Origin of the sequence: Methylomarinovum tepidoasis (assembly GCF_030294985.1) — a bacterium.
Taxonomy (GTDB): Bacteria; Pseudomonadota; Gammaproteobacteria; order Methylococcales; family Methylothermaceae; genus Methylohalobius; species Methylohalobius tepidoasis.
Window position 1 is genome coordinate 609,189 of the sequence record NZ_AP024718.1, and the last position, 16,334, is coordinate 625,522.

At 64.7% G+C, this 16,334-nt stretch carries 17 protein-coding genes and 1 pseudogene; 5 read left to right on the top strand and 13 right to left on the bottom strand.

Features of this window, described 5'->3' with window-relative positions; genetic code table 11:
* Positions 1-5: 5 nt before the first annotated feature.
* The 9 genes and pseudogenes from csrA to pncC all read right to left on the bottom strand — a co-directional run.
* Positions 6-185 (bottom strand): annotated as a pseudogene (gene csrA / locus MIN45_RS03035) (carbon storage regulator CsrA); the annotation flags it as partial.
* A 107-nt stretch (positions 186-292) separates the two neighbouring features.
* Positions 293-1,516 carry an aspartate kinase gene (locus MIN45_RS03040; RefSeq protein ID WP_286293294.1) on the bottom strand — a complete coding sequence of 408 codons (1,224 nt, stop codon included), beginning with the start codon at positions 1,514-1,516 and terminating at the stop codon, positions 293-295.
* 9 nt (positions 1,517-1,525) lie between these two features.
* The gene (locus MIN45_RS03045; protein WP_286293295.1) at positions 1,526-1,753 is read right to left on the bottom strand and encodes a type II toxin-antitoxin system HicA family toxin; all 228 of its coding nucleotides are present in this window, start codon (positions 1,751-1,753) and stop codon (positions 1,526-1,528) included.
* Entirely contained in the window at positions 1,750-1,953 is a 204-nt protein-coding gene (locus MIN45_RS03050; RefSeq protein ID WP_286293297.1) for a type II toxin-antitoxin system HicB family antitoxin, read from the bottom strand. The genes MIN45_RS03045 and MIN45_RS03050 overlap by 4 nt, the downstream gene beginning before the upstream one ends.
* The gene (gene alaS / locus MIN45_RS03055; RefSeq protein ID WP_286293299.1) at positions 1,950-4,556 is read right to left on the bottom strand and encodes an alanine--tRNA ligase; all 2,607 of its coding nucleotides are present in this window, start codon (positions 4,554-4,556) and stop codon (positions 1,950-1,952) included. Before alaS ends, MIN45_RS03050 begins: the two co-directional genes overlap by 4 nt.
* Positions 4,553-5,005, bottom strand: a complete 453-nt coding sequence (locus MIN45_RS03060) for a regulatory protein RecX (RefSeq protein WP_422732679.1) — start codon at positions 5,003-5,005, stop codon at positions 4,553-4,555. The genes alaS and MIN45_RS03060 overlap by 4 nt, the downstream gene beginning before the upstream one ends.
* Entirely contained in the window at positions 5,002-6,039 is a 1,038-nt protein-coding gene (recA, locus tag MIN45_RS03065; RefSeq protein WP_286294106.1) for a recombinase RecA, read from the bottom strand. Before recA ends, MIN45_RS03060 begins: the two co-directional genes overlap by 4 nt.
* Before the next feature lie 32 nt (positions 6,040-6,071).
* A complete protein-coding gene (thpR, locus tag MIN45_RS03070) occupies positions 6,072-6,626 on the bottom strand; it encodes an RNA 2',3'-cyclic phosphodiesterase (protein WP_286293303.1) in 555 nt (184 codons plus the stop codon).
* The gene (pncC, locus tag MIN45_RS03075) at positions 6,607-7,092 is read right to left on the bottom strand and encodes a nicotinamide-nucleotide amidase (RefSeq protein ID WP_286293305.1); all 486 of its coding nucleotides are present in this window, start codon (positions 7,090-7,092) and stop codon (positions 6,607-6,609) included. The genes thpR and pncC overlap by 20 nt, the downstream gene beginning before the upstream one ends.
* 73 nt (positions 7,093-7,165) lie before the next feature.
* Between pncC and MIN45_RS03080 the strand changes: the two genes are divergently transcribed.
* The 3 genes from MIN45_RS03080 (at position 7,166) to mutS (ending at position 10,820) form a co-directional block, all read left to right on the top strand.
* Positions 7,166-7,540: a hypothetical protein gene (locus MIN45_RS03080; RefSeq protein WP_286293307.1), complete on the top strand. Its 375-nt coding sequence runs from the start codon at positions 7,166-7,168 to the stop codon at positions 7,538-7,540.
* A gap of 68 nt (positions 7,541-7,608) precedes the next feature.
* Positions 7,609-8,217 (top strand): hypothetical protein, encoded by a 609-nt coding sequence (locus tag MIN45_RS03085; protein WP_286293308.1) that lies wholly within the window; start codon positions 7,609-7,611, stop codon positions 8,215-8,217.
* 26 nt (positions 8,218-8,243) lie between these two features.
* A complete protein-coding gene (gene mutS / locus MIN45_RS03090; RefSeq protein ID WP_286293309.1) occupies positions 8,244-10,820 on the top strand; it encodes a DNA mismatch repair protein MutS in 2,577 nt (858 codons plus the stop codon).
* A gap of 21 nt (positions 10,821-10,841) precedes the next feature.
* Here mutS and MIN45_RS03095 read toward each other — a convergent pair whose 3' ends face one another.
* Positions 10,842-11,465, bottom strand: a complete 624-nt coding sequence (locus MIN45_RS03095; RefSeq protein ID WP_286293310.1) for a hypothetical protein — start codon at positions 11,463-11,465, stop codon at positions 10,842-10,844.
* A 143-nt stretch (positions 11,466-11,608) separates the two neighbouring features.
* On the opposite strand from MIN45_RS03095, the gene MIN45_RS03100 reads away from it, so the two are divergent.
* Positions 11,609-12,136, top strand: coding sequence for a PAS domain-containing protein (locus MIN45_RS03100; RefSeq protein WP_286293311.1), 528 nt, complete (start codon positions 11,609-11,611; stop codon positions 12,134-12,136).
* A 10-nt stretch (positions 12,137-12,146) separates the two neighbouring features.
* Positions 12,147-13,667: a methyl-accepting chemotaxis protein gene (locus tag MIN45_RS03105; RefSeq protein WP_286293313.1), complete on the top strand. Its 1,521-nt coding sequence runs from the start codon at positions 12,147-12,149 to the stop codon at positions 13,665-13,667.
* Positions 13,668-13,701: 34 nt separating this feature from the next.
* Here MIN45_RS03105 and cobO read toward each other — a convergent pair whose 3' ends face one another.
* Genes cobO through rseP form a run of 3 tightly spaced genes read right to left on the bottom strand, consistent with a single transcriptional unit; the run spans position 13,702 to position 16,314 of the window.
* Positions 13,702-14,238 carry a cob(I)yrinic acid a,c-diamide adenosyltransferase gene (gene cobO / locus MIN45_RS03110; RefSeq protein WP_286293315.1) on the bottom strand — a complete coding sequence of 179 codons (537 nt, stop codon included), beginning with the start codon at positions 14,236-14,238 and terminating at the stop codon, positions 13,702-13,704.
* On the bottom strand, positions 14,235-14,945 hold the full coding sequence (locus tag MIN45_RS03115; protein ID WP_286293316.1) for a DsbC family protein: 711 nt from the start codon (positions 14,943-14,945) through the stop codon (positions 14,235-14,237). Before MIN45_RS03115 ends, cobO begins: the two co-directional genes overlap by 4 nt.
* A gap of 7 nt (positions 14,946-14,952) precedes the next feature.
* The gene (rseP, locus tag MIN45_RS03120; RefSeq protein ID WP_286293317.1) at positions 14,953-16,314 is read right to left on the bottom strand and encodes an RIP metalloprotease RseP; all 1,362 of its coding nucleotides are present in this window, start codon (positions 16,312-16,314) and stop codon (positions 14,953-14,955) included.
* Positions 16,315-16,334 lie beyond the last annotated feature (20 nt).

Sequence of the window (16,334 nt, forward strand, 5' to 3'; positions counted from 1 at the left end):
TGGACAGCGGCTTCCGATCCCTGTTCACGCTTGATGCGTTCGTAGATTTCCTCACGGTGGACGGCGACGTCCCGGGGGGCGTTGACGCCGATACGAACCTGATTGCCTTTGACGCCCAACACGGTGACGGTGATGTTGTCACCGATGACCAGCGTTTCCCCTACTCTGCGGGTCAGTATAAGCATACGGATCGTCCTTTCTGTTGCCTTTGGGCCAGCTCCTGGCGTGACGCGTCCAGCGCGACCGCAGTCCGAAGCCGATTATAACACCGCCATTTTCTACGGCAAGGCCGCTATGCCTGCGCCTTGTCCAATTCGAAGGCATCATGCAAGGTGCGTACCGCCAGTTCCAAGTATTTCTCGTCCAGGACCACGGAAATCTTGATCTCGGACGTGGAGATCATGCGGATGTTGATCCCCTCCTGGGCTAGGGCCCGGAACATCTTGCTGGCGATGCCGGCGTGGGAGCGCATCCCCACCCCCACCAGGGATACCTTGACGATGCGGTCGTCGCCGGTGACCTTGCGGGCGTTCAGGTCTTGCCGCACCCGCTCCAGAATCTCCAGCGCCTTGGGATAGTCGTTGCGGTGCACGGTGAAGGTGAAGTCGGTGGTGTCGTCCTCGGCGACGTTCTGGACGATCATGTCCACCTCGATGTTGGCGTCGGCGACCGGGCCGAGAATAGCGGCGGCGATGCCGGGACGGTCGGGCACGCCCTCCACGGTCAGCTTGGCCTCGTCGCGGTTGAAGGCGATGCCGGAAATCAGGGCCTGTTCCATGTCCTCTTCCTCGTAGGTGATCAGGGTTCCGGGGCCGTCGTCGAAAGTGGACAGCACCCGCAAGGGAACGTTGTACTTGCCGGCGAACTCCACCGCGCGGATTTGCAGCACCTTGGAGCCGAGGCTGGCCATCTCCAGCATCTCCTCGAAGGTGATGCGGTCCAAACGGCGGGCCTTGGGCTCCACCCGCGGATCGGTGGTATAGACGCCGTCCACGTCGGTATAGATGCGGCATTCGTCGGCCTCGAGGGCGGCGGCCAGGGCGACGGCAGTGGTGTCGGAGCCGCCGCGGCCGAGGGTGGTGATGTCCCCTTCTTCGCTCACTCCCTGGAAACCGGCCACCACCACCACCCTGCCCTGGTCGAGATCGCGGCGGATTTTGGCGGTGTCGATGTCGAGAATCCGCGCCTTGGTGTGAGCGGCGTCGGTGAGGATGCGCGCCTGAGCGCCGGTGTAGGACACCGCAGGACAATCACGGGCCTCCAGCGCCATGCACAGCAGGGCGATGGTGACCTGTTCACCAGTGGACAGGAGTACGTCCAGCTCGCGGGGGTTGGGACGTTCCTGCATCTGTTTGGCCAGACCCAGAAGGCGGTCGGTCTCGCCACTCATGGCCGACACCACCACGACGATGTCGTCGCCACTGCGGCGGGCTTGGACGATCTTGTCGGCAACGTGCTGAATCCGCTCCACGGTACCGACGGAGGTGCCGCCGTATTTGTGTACGTACAATGCCATAGGAATCCTTCAGAGCAAGGTCTTGAATGTCTCCACGTCGATGCGTGCTTGCTTGAGAATATGAGCCAGGGTGGAACGTTTGATCGGTTTATGCGCCGGCACGGTCAATCTGAGCACATCACCTTGAATGTGTTTTTGCAACCGGATATGGCTGCCACGCTGACGCACCACGATCCAACCATCGCGCTGCAACGCAGCGATCACCTGCGGGTAGCCCAGGCTGGGCACCTTGGTCATAAGGCAATCTCAGCCACTTCCGCATAGGGATGCTCGAGCCGGTCGTCCTCCAGCGGTTCTAGATACAGCTCGATGGCTTCACGAATGTTTTTCAGGGCTTCTTCCTTGGTCTCGCCTTCACTGATACAGCCGGGCAAGGCAGGTACATAGACGGTATAACCACCTTCCTCACTTGGTTCGAGCACGACTTTCAATTTCATAGCTTTTCCTTGACCCAGTCCACCACGCTCGCTAATGCCTGATCCAGTTTTTCCGGCGCGCTGCCGCCGGCCTGGGCGAAGTCCGGCCGGCCGCCCCCTTTGCCGCCCACCTGGCGGGCGACGAAGTTGACCAGTTCCCCGGCCTTGAAACGGCCGGTCAGGTCCTTGGTGACCCCGGCCACCAGGGTGACCTTGCCGTCCTTCTCCGTCGCCAGGACGACGACCGCCCTGCCGAGCTTGTTCTTGAGCTGATCCAGGGTGTTGCGCAGCGCCTTGGGATCGCCGCCCTCCACCTTGGCGGCCAGCACCTTGACGCCATCGACCTCGACCGCCCGGGAGGCCAGGTCGCCGCCGGCCTGGGCCGCTAGTTTGGCCTGCAGGCGCTCCAGTTCCTTTTCCAGCCGGCGGCTGTGTTCCAGGCTCTGGCGCGCCTTGTCCACCAGCTTGTCCGCCGGGCTGCGGAACAGCTCGCCCAGGGTCTGCAGGGTACGGTCGGCCTGCTGGGCCCAACGCACGGCGTATTCGCCGGTCACCGCCTCGATGCGGCGCACCCCGGCGGCGACCCCACTCTCGCCGGTGATCTTGAAGAAGCCGATGTCGCCGGAGCACTTCGCGTGGGTGCCGCCGCACAGCTCCACCGAGAAGTCGCCGACCTTGAGAACCCGGACCCGGTCGCCGTATTTCTCCCCGAACAGGGCGATGGCGCCGGCGGCGAGCGCGGCATCGTAGGCCATGACCTCGGCGCTCACCTCCAGGTTGCGGCGGATCTGCTGGTTGACCAGGCGCTCGATTTCCTCGAGCTGCGTCCGGGTCAGAGGCTCGAAGTGGGAGAAGTCGAAGCGCAGCCGCTCCGGCTCCACCAGCGACCCCTTCTGCTGCACGTGCCCGCCCAGCAGCCGGCGCAGGGCGGCGTGGAGCAGGTGGGTGGCGGTGTGGTTGAGGGCGGTGGCGTTGCGCGCTTCCTCGTCCACCTCGGCCACCACGGCGGCGCCCCGGCTCAGCGTCCCCTGGACCACGTGGCCGAAGTGGAGCCAGGTGTCGCCCTGCTTTTTGGTGTCCTCGACCCGGAACAGGGTGCCGTCCCCGGCGCGGATCAGGCCCTTGTCGCCTACCTGACCGCCCCCCTCGGCGTAGAACGGGGTGCGGTCGAGGATGACCACCCCCTCGTCGCCGGCCTCGAGCCGCTCGGCCTCGGCATCGTCCTTCAGCAGCGCCAGCACCTTGGCCTCGCAGCGCAGGGTGTCGTAACCGACGAAGCGGGTCTGGGCGTGGATGGGGATGACCTTGTGGTGACCGGCGTCGAAGCCGCTGGCGGCCCGGGCGCGCTGGCGCTGTTTCTCCATTTCGCGCTCGAAGCCTTCCAGATCCAGTTCGAGGCCGTGCTCCAAGGCGAAATCACGGGTCAGATCCACCGGGAAGCCGTAGGTGTCGTAGAGGCGGAAGATCAGCTCGCCGGGAAGGCGTTTGCCCTGAATTTTCCTGAGGCTGTCCTCGAGGATCTTCATGCCCTGTTCCAGGGTTTCGGCAAAACGCGCCTCCTCGCGGCGCAGCACCTGTTCGATCGGGTCGCGTTTTTCCACGATTTCGGGATAGGCGTCTCCCATCACCTCGCCCAGCGGCGCCACCAGTTTGTAAAAGAACAGGTCACGGCAGCCGAGGCGGTAGCCGTGGCGCACCGCGCGGCGGATGATGCGGCGCAGCACGTAGCCGCGGCCTTCGTTGGCGGGCAGGATGCCTTCGGCCACCAAAAAGGTGCTGGCGCGGATGTGGTCGGCGATGACTTTCAGGGAACTGCTGGCAAGGTCGCTGCTGCCGACGATGGCGGCGGCGGCCTCGATCAGGTGGCGGAAAATGTCGATGTCGTAGTTGCTGTGGACACCCTGCAGCACCGCGGCGATGCGCTCCAGCCCCATGCCGGTGTCCACCGAGGGTTTGGGCAGAGGTCGCAAGGTGCCGTCGGCGGCCCGGTCGTACTGCATGAACACCAGGTTCCAGATCTCCACGTAGCGGTCACCGTCGGCCTCGGGCGTTCCGGGCGGCCCGCCGGGGACTTCCGGGCCGTGGTCATAGAAGATCTCGGTGCAGGGGCCGCAGGGGCCGACATCGCCCATGGACCAGAAGTTGTCGTGGACGCCGATGCGCGAAAAGCGCCTGGGGTCGACCCGGATCTCGTCGAGCCAGATCGAAGCCGCCTCGTCGTCCTCCTCGTAGACCGTCACCCACAGCTTCTCCGGCGGGATCTCCAGTTCTTTGGTCAGGAACTCCCAGGCATAACCGATCGCCTCGCGCTTGAAGTAGTCGCCGAAGCTGAAGTTGCCGAGCATCTCGAAGAAGGTGTGATGCCGGGCAGTGTAGCCGACGTTCTCCAGATCGTTGTGCTTGCCGCCGGCGCGCAGGCACTTCTGGCACGAGGCGGCACGGGTGTAGGGCCGGGTCTCGCGCCCGAGAAAGACGTCCTTGAACTGGACCATGCCGGCGTTGGTGAACAGCAGGGTGGGATCGTGCTCCGGCACCAGCGGGCTGGAGGGGACGATGGTGTGGCCCTGGCGGCGGAAATAGTCCAGGAACTGGGTTCGGATCTCGGCTGTTTTCAGAAATTTCATGGTTTGTCCAACACGCTGCGAATCTGCTCGCTGTCGAAGCCGCGCTGGGCCAGAAAACGCCAGCGGCGGGCATACTCGTTGCGGTCCGAAGCCGGCCCGTCACCGAACTTGTGCCGGCAGGCGCGCGCGGCGGCCTCGAACCAGTCGGGGGCCAGCTCGGCCAGCACCGCCTCGATCACGGCGTCGTCCACCCCCTTGCCGCGCAGCTCGAAGCGCACCTTGAGCGGCCCGTGACCACGCTGGAGGCGGCTGCGCACGAAGCTCTCCACGAAACGGGCATCGTCCTGCCAGCCGCGGGCCTGGAGCGCGTCGATGACCTCCCGGGTCAATCCGGCATCGAAGCCCCGCGCCGTCAGCTTCTGCAACAACTCCTGAGCGCTGTGCTCGCGGCGTGCCAGCAGCCTCAGGCAAAGATCGACTATTTTAGCGCGATCCTCGCTTCGACTCAGCCTTCTTTCTCCTCGGCCCGGGCCGCTCCACCGGTTTCGGCAGGCACCCCGAACACCTTCTCGCGGATCTGCCGCTCCAGGGTCTCGGCCAGTTCCGGATGCTCCTTCAGGTACTGACGGGCATTGTCCTTGCCCTGGCCGATGCGTTCCTTGCCGATGCTGTACCAGGCGCCGGACTTCTGCACCAGGCCGTGCTCGACCCCCAGATCGATCAGCTCGCCCAGCTTGGAGATGCCTTCGTTGTAGAGGATCTCGAACTGGGCGGTGCGGAAAGGCGGCGCCACCTTGTTCTTGACCACCTTGACCTTGGTCTCGTTGCCGAGAATCTCATCGCCCTTCTTGACGGCGCCGGTGCGGCGGATGTCGAGGCGCACCGAGGCATAGAACTTGAGGGCGTTGCCGCCGGTGGTGGTTTCCGGGTTGCCGAACATCACGCCGATCTTCATGCGGATCTGGTTGATGAAGATCACCAGGGCGTTGGAGCGCTTGATGTTGGCGGTGAGCTTCCTGAGGGCCTGGGACATCAGCCGCGCCTGCAGCCCCACGTGGGCGTCGCCCATGTCCCCCTCGATCTCGGCCTTGGGGGTCAGCGCCGCCACCGAATCCACCACGATCACGTCCACCGCGCCGGAGCGCACCAGCATGTCGACGATCTCCAGGGCCTGCTCGCCGGTATCGGGCTGGGAGATCAAAAGATCGTCCAGGTTGACGCCCAGGCGCTCAGCGTAAGCCGGATCGAGGGCGTGCTCGGCGTCGACGAAAGCCGCCACCCCGCCCTGCTTCTGGGCCTCGGCGATGGTGGACAGGGCCAGGGTGGTTTTCCCTGAAGATTCAGGACCGTAGATCTCGACGATCCGCCCCTTGGGTAGGCCGCCGATGCCGAGGGCGATGTCCAGGGCCAGGGACCCGGTGGGGATGGCCTCGATGTCGCGCACCAGCCCGGCATCGCCCATGCGCATCACCGACCCCTTGCCGTATTGCTTCTCGATCTGCTGCAAGGCGGCGCTCAGGGCCTTGCGTTTGTTTTCGTCCAGCATGTCAGTCTCCATAGCAGGAAATGGGGGAATTATGGCACAGCCTCGCGGCTGCGGGGCCAGCGGCCGAGGATAGTGTAGCGGGAACCCTGGTCGTCGCGGTCCGATTTGACCAGGACGAAATCGCGCACCGGCCAGCGGACCGGTTCGATCTGCCGTTCCCCCACCCGGCGTCGCACCTTGCGCGCCAGGGTCAGATGGGGGCGGAAGGGACGCTTCTCCGGTTTGAACCCCAGCTTGCGCACGCCGCGTTTGAGCTGGTTCACCAGTTCGGCCACCGGCTCCGGCACCTCGGAGGCGGTCAGACATAGGACGGCGGGGCGGACCCAATGTTCCAGGCGGTCGAGGACGATTTCGCAGGACGCCAAGGCAAGGCGGTCGGCCAGGGCCTTGAGGTCATCGAGGGTCTCGTCGGGGACGTCTCCCAGAAACAGCAGGGTGATGTGCAAGTTCTCCTGCGGCACCGGCCGCCCCTGATCCAACCCCAGCTCCCCGCGCATCCGCTCGACCGCCTCAATCACCGCCTCGTCGGGCCAGAGGGCGAAGAACAGGCGGTTTTTGGAGGGTTTATTCGCTTCGGCAGACATCCAGAATGCCCTGCAAGGCGGTCGCTACCGCCTGGCGGCGCACCGCCTCACGGTCACCGTTGAAATGATACCAACGGGCTACCGGTGCCTGTCCCTTCATCTGCCAGGCCAGCCATACCGTGCCCACCGGCTTGTCCGGCGTCCCCCCCGAAGGTCCCGCGATCCCGCTGACCGCCACCGCCACTCCAGCGCAGCTGTAGGCCAGCGCTCCGGCGGCCATCTCCCGCACCGTCTCCTCGCTCACCGCCCCGAAACGTCCCAGCGTCTCCGCCCTCACGCCCAGCATCTCCATTTTGGCCGCGTTGCTGTAGGTGACGAAACCGCGGTCGAACCAGCCGGAGCTGCCGGGCACGTCGGTGATGCACTTGGCGATCCAGCCGCCGCTGCAGGACTCGGCCGTGGCCAACAGCAATCCTCGGCCGCGCAGCCGCTCCCCCACCAGCCGGGAAAGTTCGGAAAGGTTCATTACCCACAAACACTATGAAACGAAAAGCAAGGTAGAATGGTACATCTAGGTTAACAAATCTTGAACCGATCTTATGAAGCATCTCCTCCTTGCTTTCTGCCTGCTCATGCCCCTGTTCACACAAGCGGACGAATCCATTTATCCCGCGCGGACTTATCCATTGGCACCCCCCCCGGCTGCCCAGCAGCATACGGACCGCCACGACACCAACGTCGCCACCGAGCTCCTTGCCGGCTTTGCTAGCTTTCTGGTCACGCCGGTCTATGGGGCGTTCAAGCTTACCTTCGCCGGGCTGGGGGCGTTGACCGGCGGACTGGCCTGGGCCTTCACCGGCGGGGATGAGCGGGTCGCCCGGGAAATCTGGCAAACCACCATGGGCGGCACCTACGTCATCACCCCCGATCATCTGGCCGGGCGCAAACCGGTGCGTTTTATCGGTGATCCCTGAGCTCTCTTCCCGGCAAATGGAACGCTAGACTTATGGTTTTGTGTCCGGCCAGACAAGTTCTGTGACCGATGAGCTCTTCCGTTCTCGACCTGTATGACAGACTCCGCACCGCCCCCAACGATGAGGCGCGGGCCAGGATCATTGCCGAGGCCTTCGAGGCGCTGGAGGAGCGTTATCCCCATCTTGGGGACATGGCCACCCGCACCGATCTGGGCAAAACGGAACTGCGCCTGGTCAAGGAGATCGAGCAGGTGCGACTGGAGACGGAGACGATCCGTTCCGAACTGAAGGAAACCGAGCTGCGCCTGATCAAGGAAATCGAACAGGTGCGCACGGAAACGGAGACGGTCCGTTCCGAACTGAAAGAAACCGAGCTGCGCCTGATCAAGGAAATCGAGCAGGTGCGTGCGGAAACGGAGGCGGTCCGCTCCGAACTGAAGGAAACCGAGCTGCGCCTGATCAAGGAAATCGAGCAGGTGCGTGCGGAAACGGAGGCGGTCCGCTCCGAACTGAAGGAAACCGAGCTGCGCCTGATCAAGGAAATCGAACAGGTGCGCGCGGAGCTGAAGGTGGACATCGCCAACAGTCACACGGCCTGGTTGAAATGGAGTTTCCTGTTCTGGCTGAGCCAGTTCGGCGCCATCGTGTTGCTGCTGTGGCGGATATGGCCACGGTGAGTTCCGATTCTTAGCCGTCCGGGCGCATGACCCCGACCCTTCCCCTCGAACGCCATACCCCCATGATGCAGCAGTACCTCCGCCTCAAGGCGGCGTACCCCGACACGCTGCTGTTGTACCGTATGGGGGACTTCTACGAGCTGTTTTTCGACGATGCGGTCAAGGCCGCCCGCCTGTTGGATCTGACCCTGACCTCCCGGGGCGAATCCGCCGGCCAGCGGGTACCGATGGCCGGGATTCCCTATCACGCTCTGGAGAACTACCTGGCCCGCCTGCTGAAACTGGGCGAGTCGGCGGCGATCTGCGAACAGATCGGCGATCCGGCCAAATCGAAGGGGCCGGTGGAACGCAAGGTGGTGCGGGTGGTGACGCCGGGCACCGCCACCGACGAGGCCCTGCTGGAGGAGCGCCGCGACAATCTGCTGCTGGCCGTCGCCCCCGCCGGGAACGGCATCGGCTTGGCCCACCTGGAACTGAGCTGCGGCCGCTTCGCCGTGCAGCAGGTGGAAAACGAGGCGGCCCTGGCGGCGGAACTGGAGCGTCTGGATCCGGCGGAAATCCTGGTGCCGGAGGACTGGAACCTGCCCGCCTGTCTGGCCGAACGCAGCGGCATCACCCGCCGCCCGCCGTGGCACTTCGACCCCGCAGGCAGCCGCCGCCTGCTGCTGGCGCAGTTCAAAACCCGCGATCTGGCCGGCTTCGGCTGCGAAGGGCTGGATCTGGCGGTGGCCGCCGCCGGCGCCCTGCTGCAGTACGTGCAGGAAACCCAGCGCAGCGCTCTGCCGCATCTCACCGGACTGCAGGTGGAAAGCGCCGCCGACACCATCGGCCTGGACGCAGCCAGCCGCCGCAACCTGGAACTGGACCGGCATCCCTCGGGCAAACGGGAATTCACCCTGCTGGGAGTGCTCGACGCCACCGTCACCGCCGCCGGCGGCCGTCTGCTGAAGCGCTGGCTCCACCGCCCCCTGCGCGACCGCGCCGCCATCGAGGCCCGTCTGGACGCGGTCGAAATCCTGATCGAAACCGAGCGCTACGAGACCCTACGCGAAGCGCTGCGCCGGACCGGCGACATCGAACGGGCGGCGGCCCGGATCGCCCTGGGAACCGCCCGCCCCCGGGATCTGGTGCTGATCCGCCAGACCCTGGAGACCCTGCCGGACCTGCGCAGCCTGCTGGCCGACTCCGACCCCACCCGCCTGCACCAGCTGCGGGCTGAGTTGGTAGATCTTCCGGAAGTGCAAACGCTGCTGGAACGGGCCCTCGTCGCCGAACCGCCGGCCCTGATCCGCGACGGCGGCGTCATCGCCCCCGGCTACGACGCCGAGCTCGACGAGCTGCGGCGCCTGAGCCAACACGGCGACGACTGGTTGCTGGAACTGGAGCGGCGCGAACGCGAACGTTCCGGCATCGCCAGTCTCAAGCTGCGCTACAACAAGGTCCACGGCTATTATCTGGAAATTCCCCGTACCCAGAGCGAGCGGGTGCCGGCCGACTACGTCCGCCGCCAGACCCTCAAGAACGTCGAACGCTTCATCACCCCGGAGCTGAAAGCCTTCGAGGACAAGGTCCTGAGCGCCCGGGAGAAAGCGTTGGCGCTGGAAAAGGCCCTGTACGAACGGCTGCTGCAGACCCTGGCGCCCCAGGTGCCGGCCATCCAGGCCCGCGCCCGTGCCCTGGCGGAGCTGGACGTGCTCGCCAACCTGGCCGAACGGGCCGTCGCCTGCGACTGGCACCGGCCCCAGCTGACGGAGACACCGGGCATCCACATCGAAGCCGGCCGCCATCCGGTAGTGGAACGCCAGGTAGAGAATTTCGTGCCCAACGACCTGGAACTGAATCCCCAGCGCCGCCTGCACATCGTTACCGGCCCGAACATGGGCGGGAAGTCCACATATATGCGCCAGAACGCCCTCATCGTGCTGATGGCGCACCTGGGCAGCTTCGTCCCCGCCGGGCGGGCGCTCATCGGCCCGGTGGACCGCATCTTCACCCGCATCGGCGCTTCCGACGATCTGGCCTCGGGACGTTCCACCTTCATGGTGGAGATGACCGAAACCGCCAACATCCTTCACAACGCCACCGAGCACAGCCTGGTGCTGCTGGACGAGATCGGCCGTGGCACCAGCACCTTCGACGGCCTGTCGCTGGCGTGGGCGGTGGCCGAAAGGCTCTTGGGAAAAAACCGGGCCTTGACCCTGTTCGCCACCCACTATTTCGAACTCACCGCCCTGGCCGGGCAGCTGGAAGGCGCCGTCAACGTCCACCTGGAGGCGGCCGAATACGACGGCCACATCGTGTTTCTCCACAGCGTGCGCGAGGGCCCGGCGAGCCAGAGCTACGGCCTGCAGGTGGCGGCCCTGGCCGGAGTGCCGCAGGATGTGATCGAGCGGGCGCGGCGCAAACTGGCAGCGCTGGAAAACCGACGTGGCGATACGGCAACCCCACCGCCGCAGCTGGATCTTTTCACCCAGCCGGTGGACGCCTGGCTCAGCGAGCAGCTGCGACGGCTCGACCCGGACGACCTGACCCCGCGTCAGGCTCTGCAGCTGTTGTACGAATGGAAAGAAAGGCTGGAGAAAACCGCCGGCGCCCGTTCCTGACGAGCGCCGGGATCTGGAGAATCAGCGCCGCCGGGTGCGTTTGGTCTTGTTGGCGCGCTGGCGGTTCAGATGGCTCAATTGCGCTTCGGCCTCCTCGGCCAGCTCCTCGATCACTTCTTCTTCCGCCTCGGCTGCAGCGGCTTCGGCCTCCGGATCGGCAGCCGCCTCCGTCTCGCCTTCTTCAAGGGCTTCTTCCGCCTCGACCGGCGCTTCGCCAGCCTGCGCTTCCTCGCGCCGCGACCACCAGAAAGCCAGGGCGATGGCCCCCAGGGCGATCAACAGGGCGGTGTAAGGCGGGGAAACGTCGCCCGGCGTGCCCTGGGGACGGGGCGTGCGCTGCGCTACCCGTTCCCCGGAGGCTTTAGGTGCTGCGGGTGTCACCGGCGCCGCCGGGGTTTCCTGCACCATCTGAGGTCCGACCTTTTCGATCAACTCCGGGTCCTGATAGATCACTTGCGGCGTGAACGTGGCCGCCGGATAGTCGGGATCGGCTTCGGTGGCGGGGGCAACGGGCCCGGCCGCGGCCGTTTCCGCCTGGTAGATCACTTCGGGTTCGAAATGGGCCGCTGGGTATTCCCCTTCGGCCGCCATCGACGGCGAACCTGCGACGAGCAGGGCCGCCAAACACAGGATCTCGTGACGCATGAATTCGTTCTCCTTGTGTCTTGGTCTTTATCGTTATCGACATCCCAAGGATAAGCTCCCCAACGCCCGGACGCAACGCCGGCAGGCGGCGGATTTTGGACTACACTTGCCAGTAAACGCCTTTTCAAGGGAGAGCAATCACGATGCGCGAACGACCGACCCCCAAAAACCACGAGATCAAACTCGGGGAAGAGGAATTCATCGTCAGCAAGACCGATACCAGCGGCAAGATCACCTACGCCAACCGGGTGTTCATGGAGATCTGCGGCTATAGCGAGCGGGAGCTTTTGGGGGTGCAGCACAACATCATCCGCCACCCCGACATGCCGCGGGCGGTGTTCCGGCTGCTGTGGGACACCCTCAAGGAAAAGAAGGAGTTCTTCGGCTTCGTCAAGAATCTGTGCAAAGACGGTTCCTACTACTGGGTGTTCGCCAACGTCACCCCCGACATCGATAACAACGGCCAAGTGGTGGGTTACTACTCGGTGCGGCGTCAGCCGCCGATTTCCGCCATCCGCACCGTCGAGCCCATCTATCAGGAAATGCTGCGGATCGAGAAAAGCGCCGGCGGCATCAAGCAGGGTATCGTCAAGGCCCAGGCCTATCTGCAAGACCTGCTTGCCGCCAAGGACACCGATTATGAAAAATTCGCTCTGGAACTCTACGGTTGAAGGAAAAGCCATGACCGACAAAAGCCAACGTTACCAATACCAACCGTTTCTGCGGACCCAGATCGCCTTGCTGAGTGCGGCCGTCGTGCTGCTGCCGCTCGTCTTTGCGATCTGGCAGGGATTCAGCCGGGGCTGGGACTGGACACTGGCGCTGCTGCCGCTCGCCATGGCGGCCGTCGCCTGGTTCTGCCATCGCACCATCAAACGTTATCTAGATGCCATCATTCAAGTTCATCAGATATTGAAGCGCTGCCGTCGGGGTGAATTTCATCACCGCGTCACTCACGTCCATGCCCTGGGAGAGGTGGGGCAGATGGCCTGGGAACTGAACGAGTTCCTCGACCTGTGCGAGGCCTATTTCCGCGAGATGACCACCGTGTTCACCCGTGCCGGCAACGGCGATTTCCACCGCCGCGCCTTCGGCCACGGGCTGCCGGGACAGATGCGCCGGAGCCTGAAGTACGCCAACCTGGCGCTGGAGACGATGCAGAAGAACCACGAGCACCAGCTGGCCACCCGCCTGTCCCATAATCTCCACGACCTCAACACCGGCAATCTGGTCAGCAACCTCAAACTGTGTCAGAACGACATGGTCCAGGTCACCCAGATCCTCGAAGACGTGGTGAAGATCGCCGACGAGAACGCCACCGCCGCTTCCGAGAGCAAGGCGGGGGTGGACGAGGTGCGCGAAGCGGTGGGCAACATTGCCGGCAAGGTGGCCTCCGCCGCCCGCATCATCAACGACCTGAGCGAGAACAGCAAACAGGTGATCAACTCCCTGTCGATCATCACCGAAATCGCCGACCAGACCAGCCTGCTGGCCCTCAACGCCTCCATCGAAGCCGCCCGCGCCGGCGAATACGGCCGCGGTTTCGCCGTCGTCGCCGACGAGGTCAAGGCGCTGTCCAACCGCACCAAAGAAGCGGCAGTGGAGATTTCCAAGATCCTGCAGAGCTTCGGCACCAGCGTGGAGGCGATTTCTAGGGAAGCGAGCGAGTCGGTCTCCCTGGCCGAACGAATGCAGCCCTTGGTGGAGGCTTTCAGCACCCGCTTCGGCGAGTTCGAACAAGCCTCGCACCGCACCATCATCCAGGCCACCAACGCCCAGGAAACCGCTTTCAGCACTCTGGTGAAGGTGGACCACATCATCTACAAGCAGAACGCCTACCTTGCCGTCTCCGATCCGGAAACCAACGTCAACGAGTGCAAGGCCATCGCCGTGGACAATCACTCCTGCCGCCTCGGCAAATGGTACTACGAGGGAGTCGGCAAGGAGCGTTTCAGCAGCCTGCCGAGCTACAAGAAGTTGGAAGCGCCCCACGAAGGCGTGCATACCTCCGCCCACCGGGCGCTGGCGCTGGCCCGCCAGGACTGGAAGGCCAATCCTCACCTCATCGACGAGATCACTGCCATGATGGAGAAGATGGAAAAGAGCAGTCTGGGCGTGGTGGAAGTGCTCAATCAGATGAACGCCGAATCCATCGCCCGCCGCGAACAGCAGGAACAACGCCTGCAACAGGAGGCAGCCTGAAGCTCAGGCCGGGCAGGCTGACGCGAATGGGACCTCAAAATTCGATCCCCTGCTCGGCCTCGATTCCCTGACGGTAGGCATGCTTGACCAGCCGCATCTCGGTGACGGTATCGGCCACCTCAATCACCTCGGGAGGGGCGTTGCGGCCGGTGAGGATCAGATGCAGCCAGGCGGGCTTGCGCTCGTGGATGAAGGCGGCGATCTCCTGACCGGAAATCCAGCCGTAACCGCAGCAGTAGTTGATCTCGTCGAGGACGACGAGATCGTATTTTTCGCTGAGGATCTTTTCTTGGGCGAAGTCCCAGGCCGCCCGGGCGACGTCCCGGTCGCGTTGCGGGTTCTTGGTGTCCCAGGTGAAGCCCTCGCCCCTGACGTGCCATTCGATGTTGTCGAAGCGGGCCGCGGCGCGCTGTTCGCCGGTCTGCCAGCGGCCTTTGATGAACTGGATCACGCAGACCTGCATCCCCCAGCCAGCGGCGCGGAACGCCACCCCGAAGGCGCCGGAAGACTTGCCCTTACCCTCGCCGGTGTGTACCAGCACCCGGCCGTGACGACGGTAGCGGGGTTTCATTGCCCCCCGGCTTCCTCCAGATGCCGCGCCAAGGTGTTCGGTGGCACGTAGCCCGGCAGGATCTCGCCGGTTTCGGTGACGATCATGGGCGTGCCGGTGATCCCGAACTGCTGGGCCAGGGCCATATGCTGATCCACCGGATGGTCACAGGTTTTGAGTTCGATTTCCCTGCCCTGCTTGGCCTCCGTCAGTGCCTTGCGGCGGTCCTTGGCGCACCAGACCGCGATGGCCTTGTCGTAGGAATGGGATCCCTTGCCGGCGCGGGGGAAGAACAGGTAGCGCACCCGGATGCCCCTGGCCAGATACTGGTCGATCTGGGAATGGAGGCGGCGGCAGTAGCCGCAGTCAACATCGGTGAACACGGTGATGGTGTGCTTCGGGTGCTCGGGAGCGAAGATGATCATCCTGTCCTCACCCAACGCTTCCAGCGCTTTCAGGCGGGCCTTGGCCTGCTTGGCCTCGGTCAGGTCGGTGCGGGTTTCGAGGTCGATCAGATGGCCGCGCAGGAGATAGCGGCCGTCTTTGGAAACGTAATAAATGTGCGGGCCGATGACCACCTCGTAAAGGCCGGGCACCGGGGTTTCCCGGATGGCGTCGATGGTCGCTCCCGGCAGTTGCCGGCCCAGGGCCTGGCGCAGGGTGTCCGGCGGGGTCTCGGCGCCGGCGGTGACGGCCAACAACAGCAGGGGCAGGAGGATTTTCTTCATGGGAACCTCAGTGGAACAGGCGTTGGATGTCGAGGAAGATCGCCAGGGTCATCAGCGCCAGCAGAATGGCTATACCGATCTGCTGAGCCATCGCCATGGCCTCGTCGGACAGGGGCCGGCCGCGCACCGCTTCGATCAGGTAGAACAGCAGGTGGCCACCGTCGAGCACCGGGATCGGCAGCAGGTTCAACACCCCCAGGCTGATGCTGACGATGGCGATGAACTTGAGGAAGGCGTCCATCCCCAACGCCGCCGACTGGCCCGCATACTGAGCGATGCTGATGGGGCCGGACAGATTCTTGACCGAAGCCTGGCCCACCAGCATCTTGCCGATCATCTTCAGGGTCAGCCAGGCGTATTCGAAGGTCTTGCCGACGGCGGCCGGAATCGCCGCCAGCGGCCCGAGGCGATAGGTGACCTTGAGGCGCTCGAAGGCTTCGGCGGGGATTTTGACCCCGGCGCCGATCCTGCCGAGCTGCTTGCCATCCGCTCCCGGCGTCGATTCGGGAATGACCGTGACCTCGACCTCCAGACCGGCGCGCTCGAGCGTCAGGGTCAAGGGTTTTCCGGGGCTGTCGCGCACGAGCTCGACCAGCTCGCGCCAGTCGTCGATGGGCCGGCCGTTGACGGCCACGATCCGGTCCCCCGGCTGGAGGCCGGCCTGGTCCGCCGGGCTGCCCGGCTGGACGGTGGCGATGACCGGCGGAATCGGCGGCTGCCAGGGAACCAGGCCGAGCTTTCCGCCGAGTTGATTGGGATTCTGCGCCAGTTCCTCGGGAATCTCCAGAATGCGGATCTCGCGGTCGCCGCCGGGACGGCGCACCTCGATGCGCAGCTTGCGCTTTTCCAGCATCTCCGCCGTCAGCTTGCTGATGACCAGGCTCCAGGTGGGCGTGCGTTCGCCCTCCACGGCGATGATCTCGTCCCCGGGCTCGAAGCCGGCGGCAGCCGCCAGGGTGTCGGGGGGCACCTCGCCCACGACGGGTTTGAGGCCGGTCTCCCCGGTCACCAGCACCACCCAGTAGAGAAGCACCGCCAGCAGCAGATTGAACAGCGGCCCGGCGGCGACGATGGCGATCCGCTTGGCGAGCGGCTGCCGGTTGAAGGCGCGGGGCAGATCTTCCGGTTTCACCTCACCCTCGCGCTCGTCCACCATCTTGACGTACCCCCCCAGGGGCAGGGCGCAGATGACGAACTCGGTGTCCTCCGGGGAACGTCGCCAGCGCCACAGCGGGGGGCCGAAGCCCACGGCGAAGCGGATCACCTTGACCCCCACGCGGCGGGCGACCCAGAAGTGGCCGAATTCGTGGAAGGTGATCAGGACCCCGATGGCGACGATGAAGAAGAAAATGTTATGGGCGATGTCCATGATCCACCTCGGCGGATTGG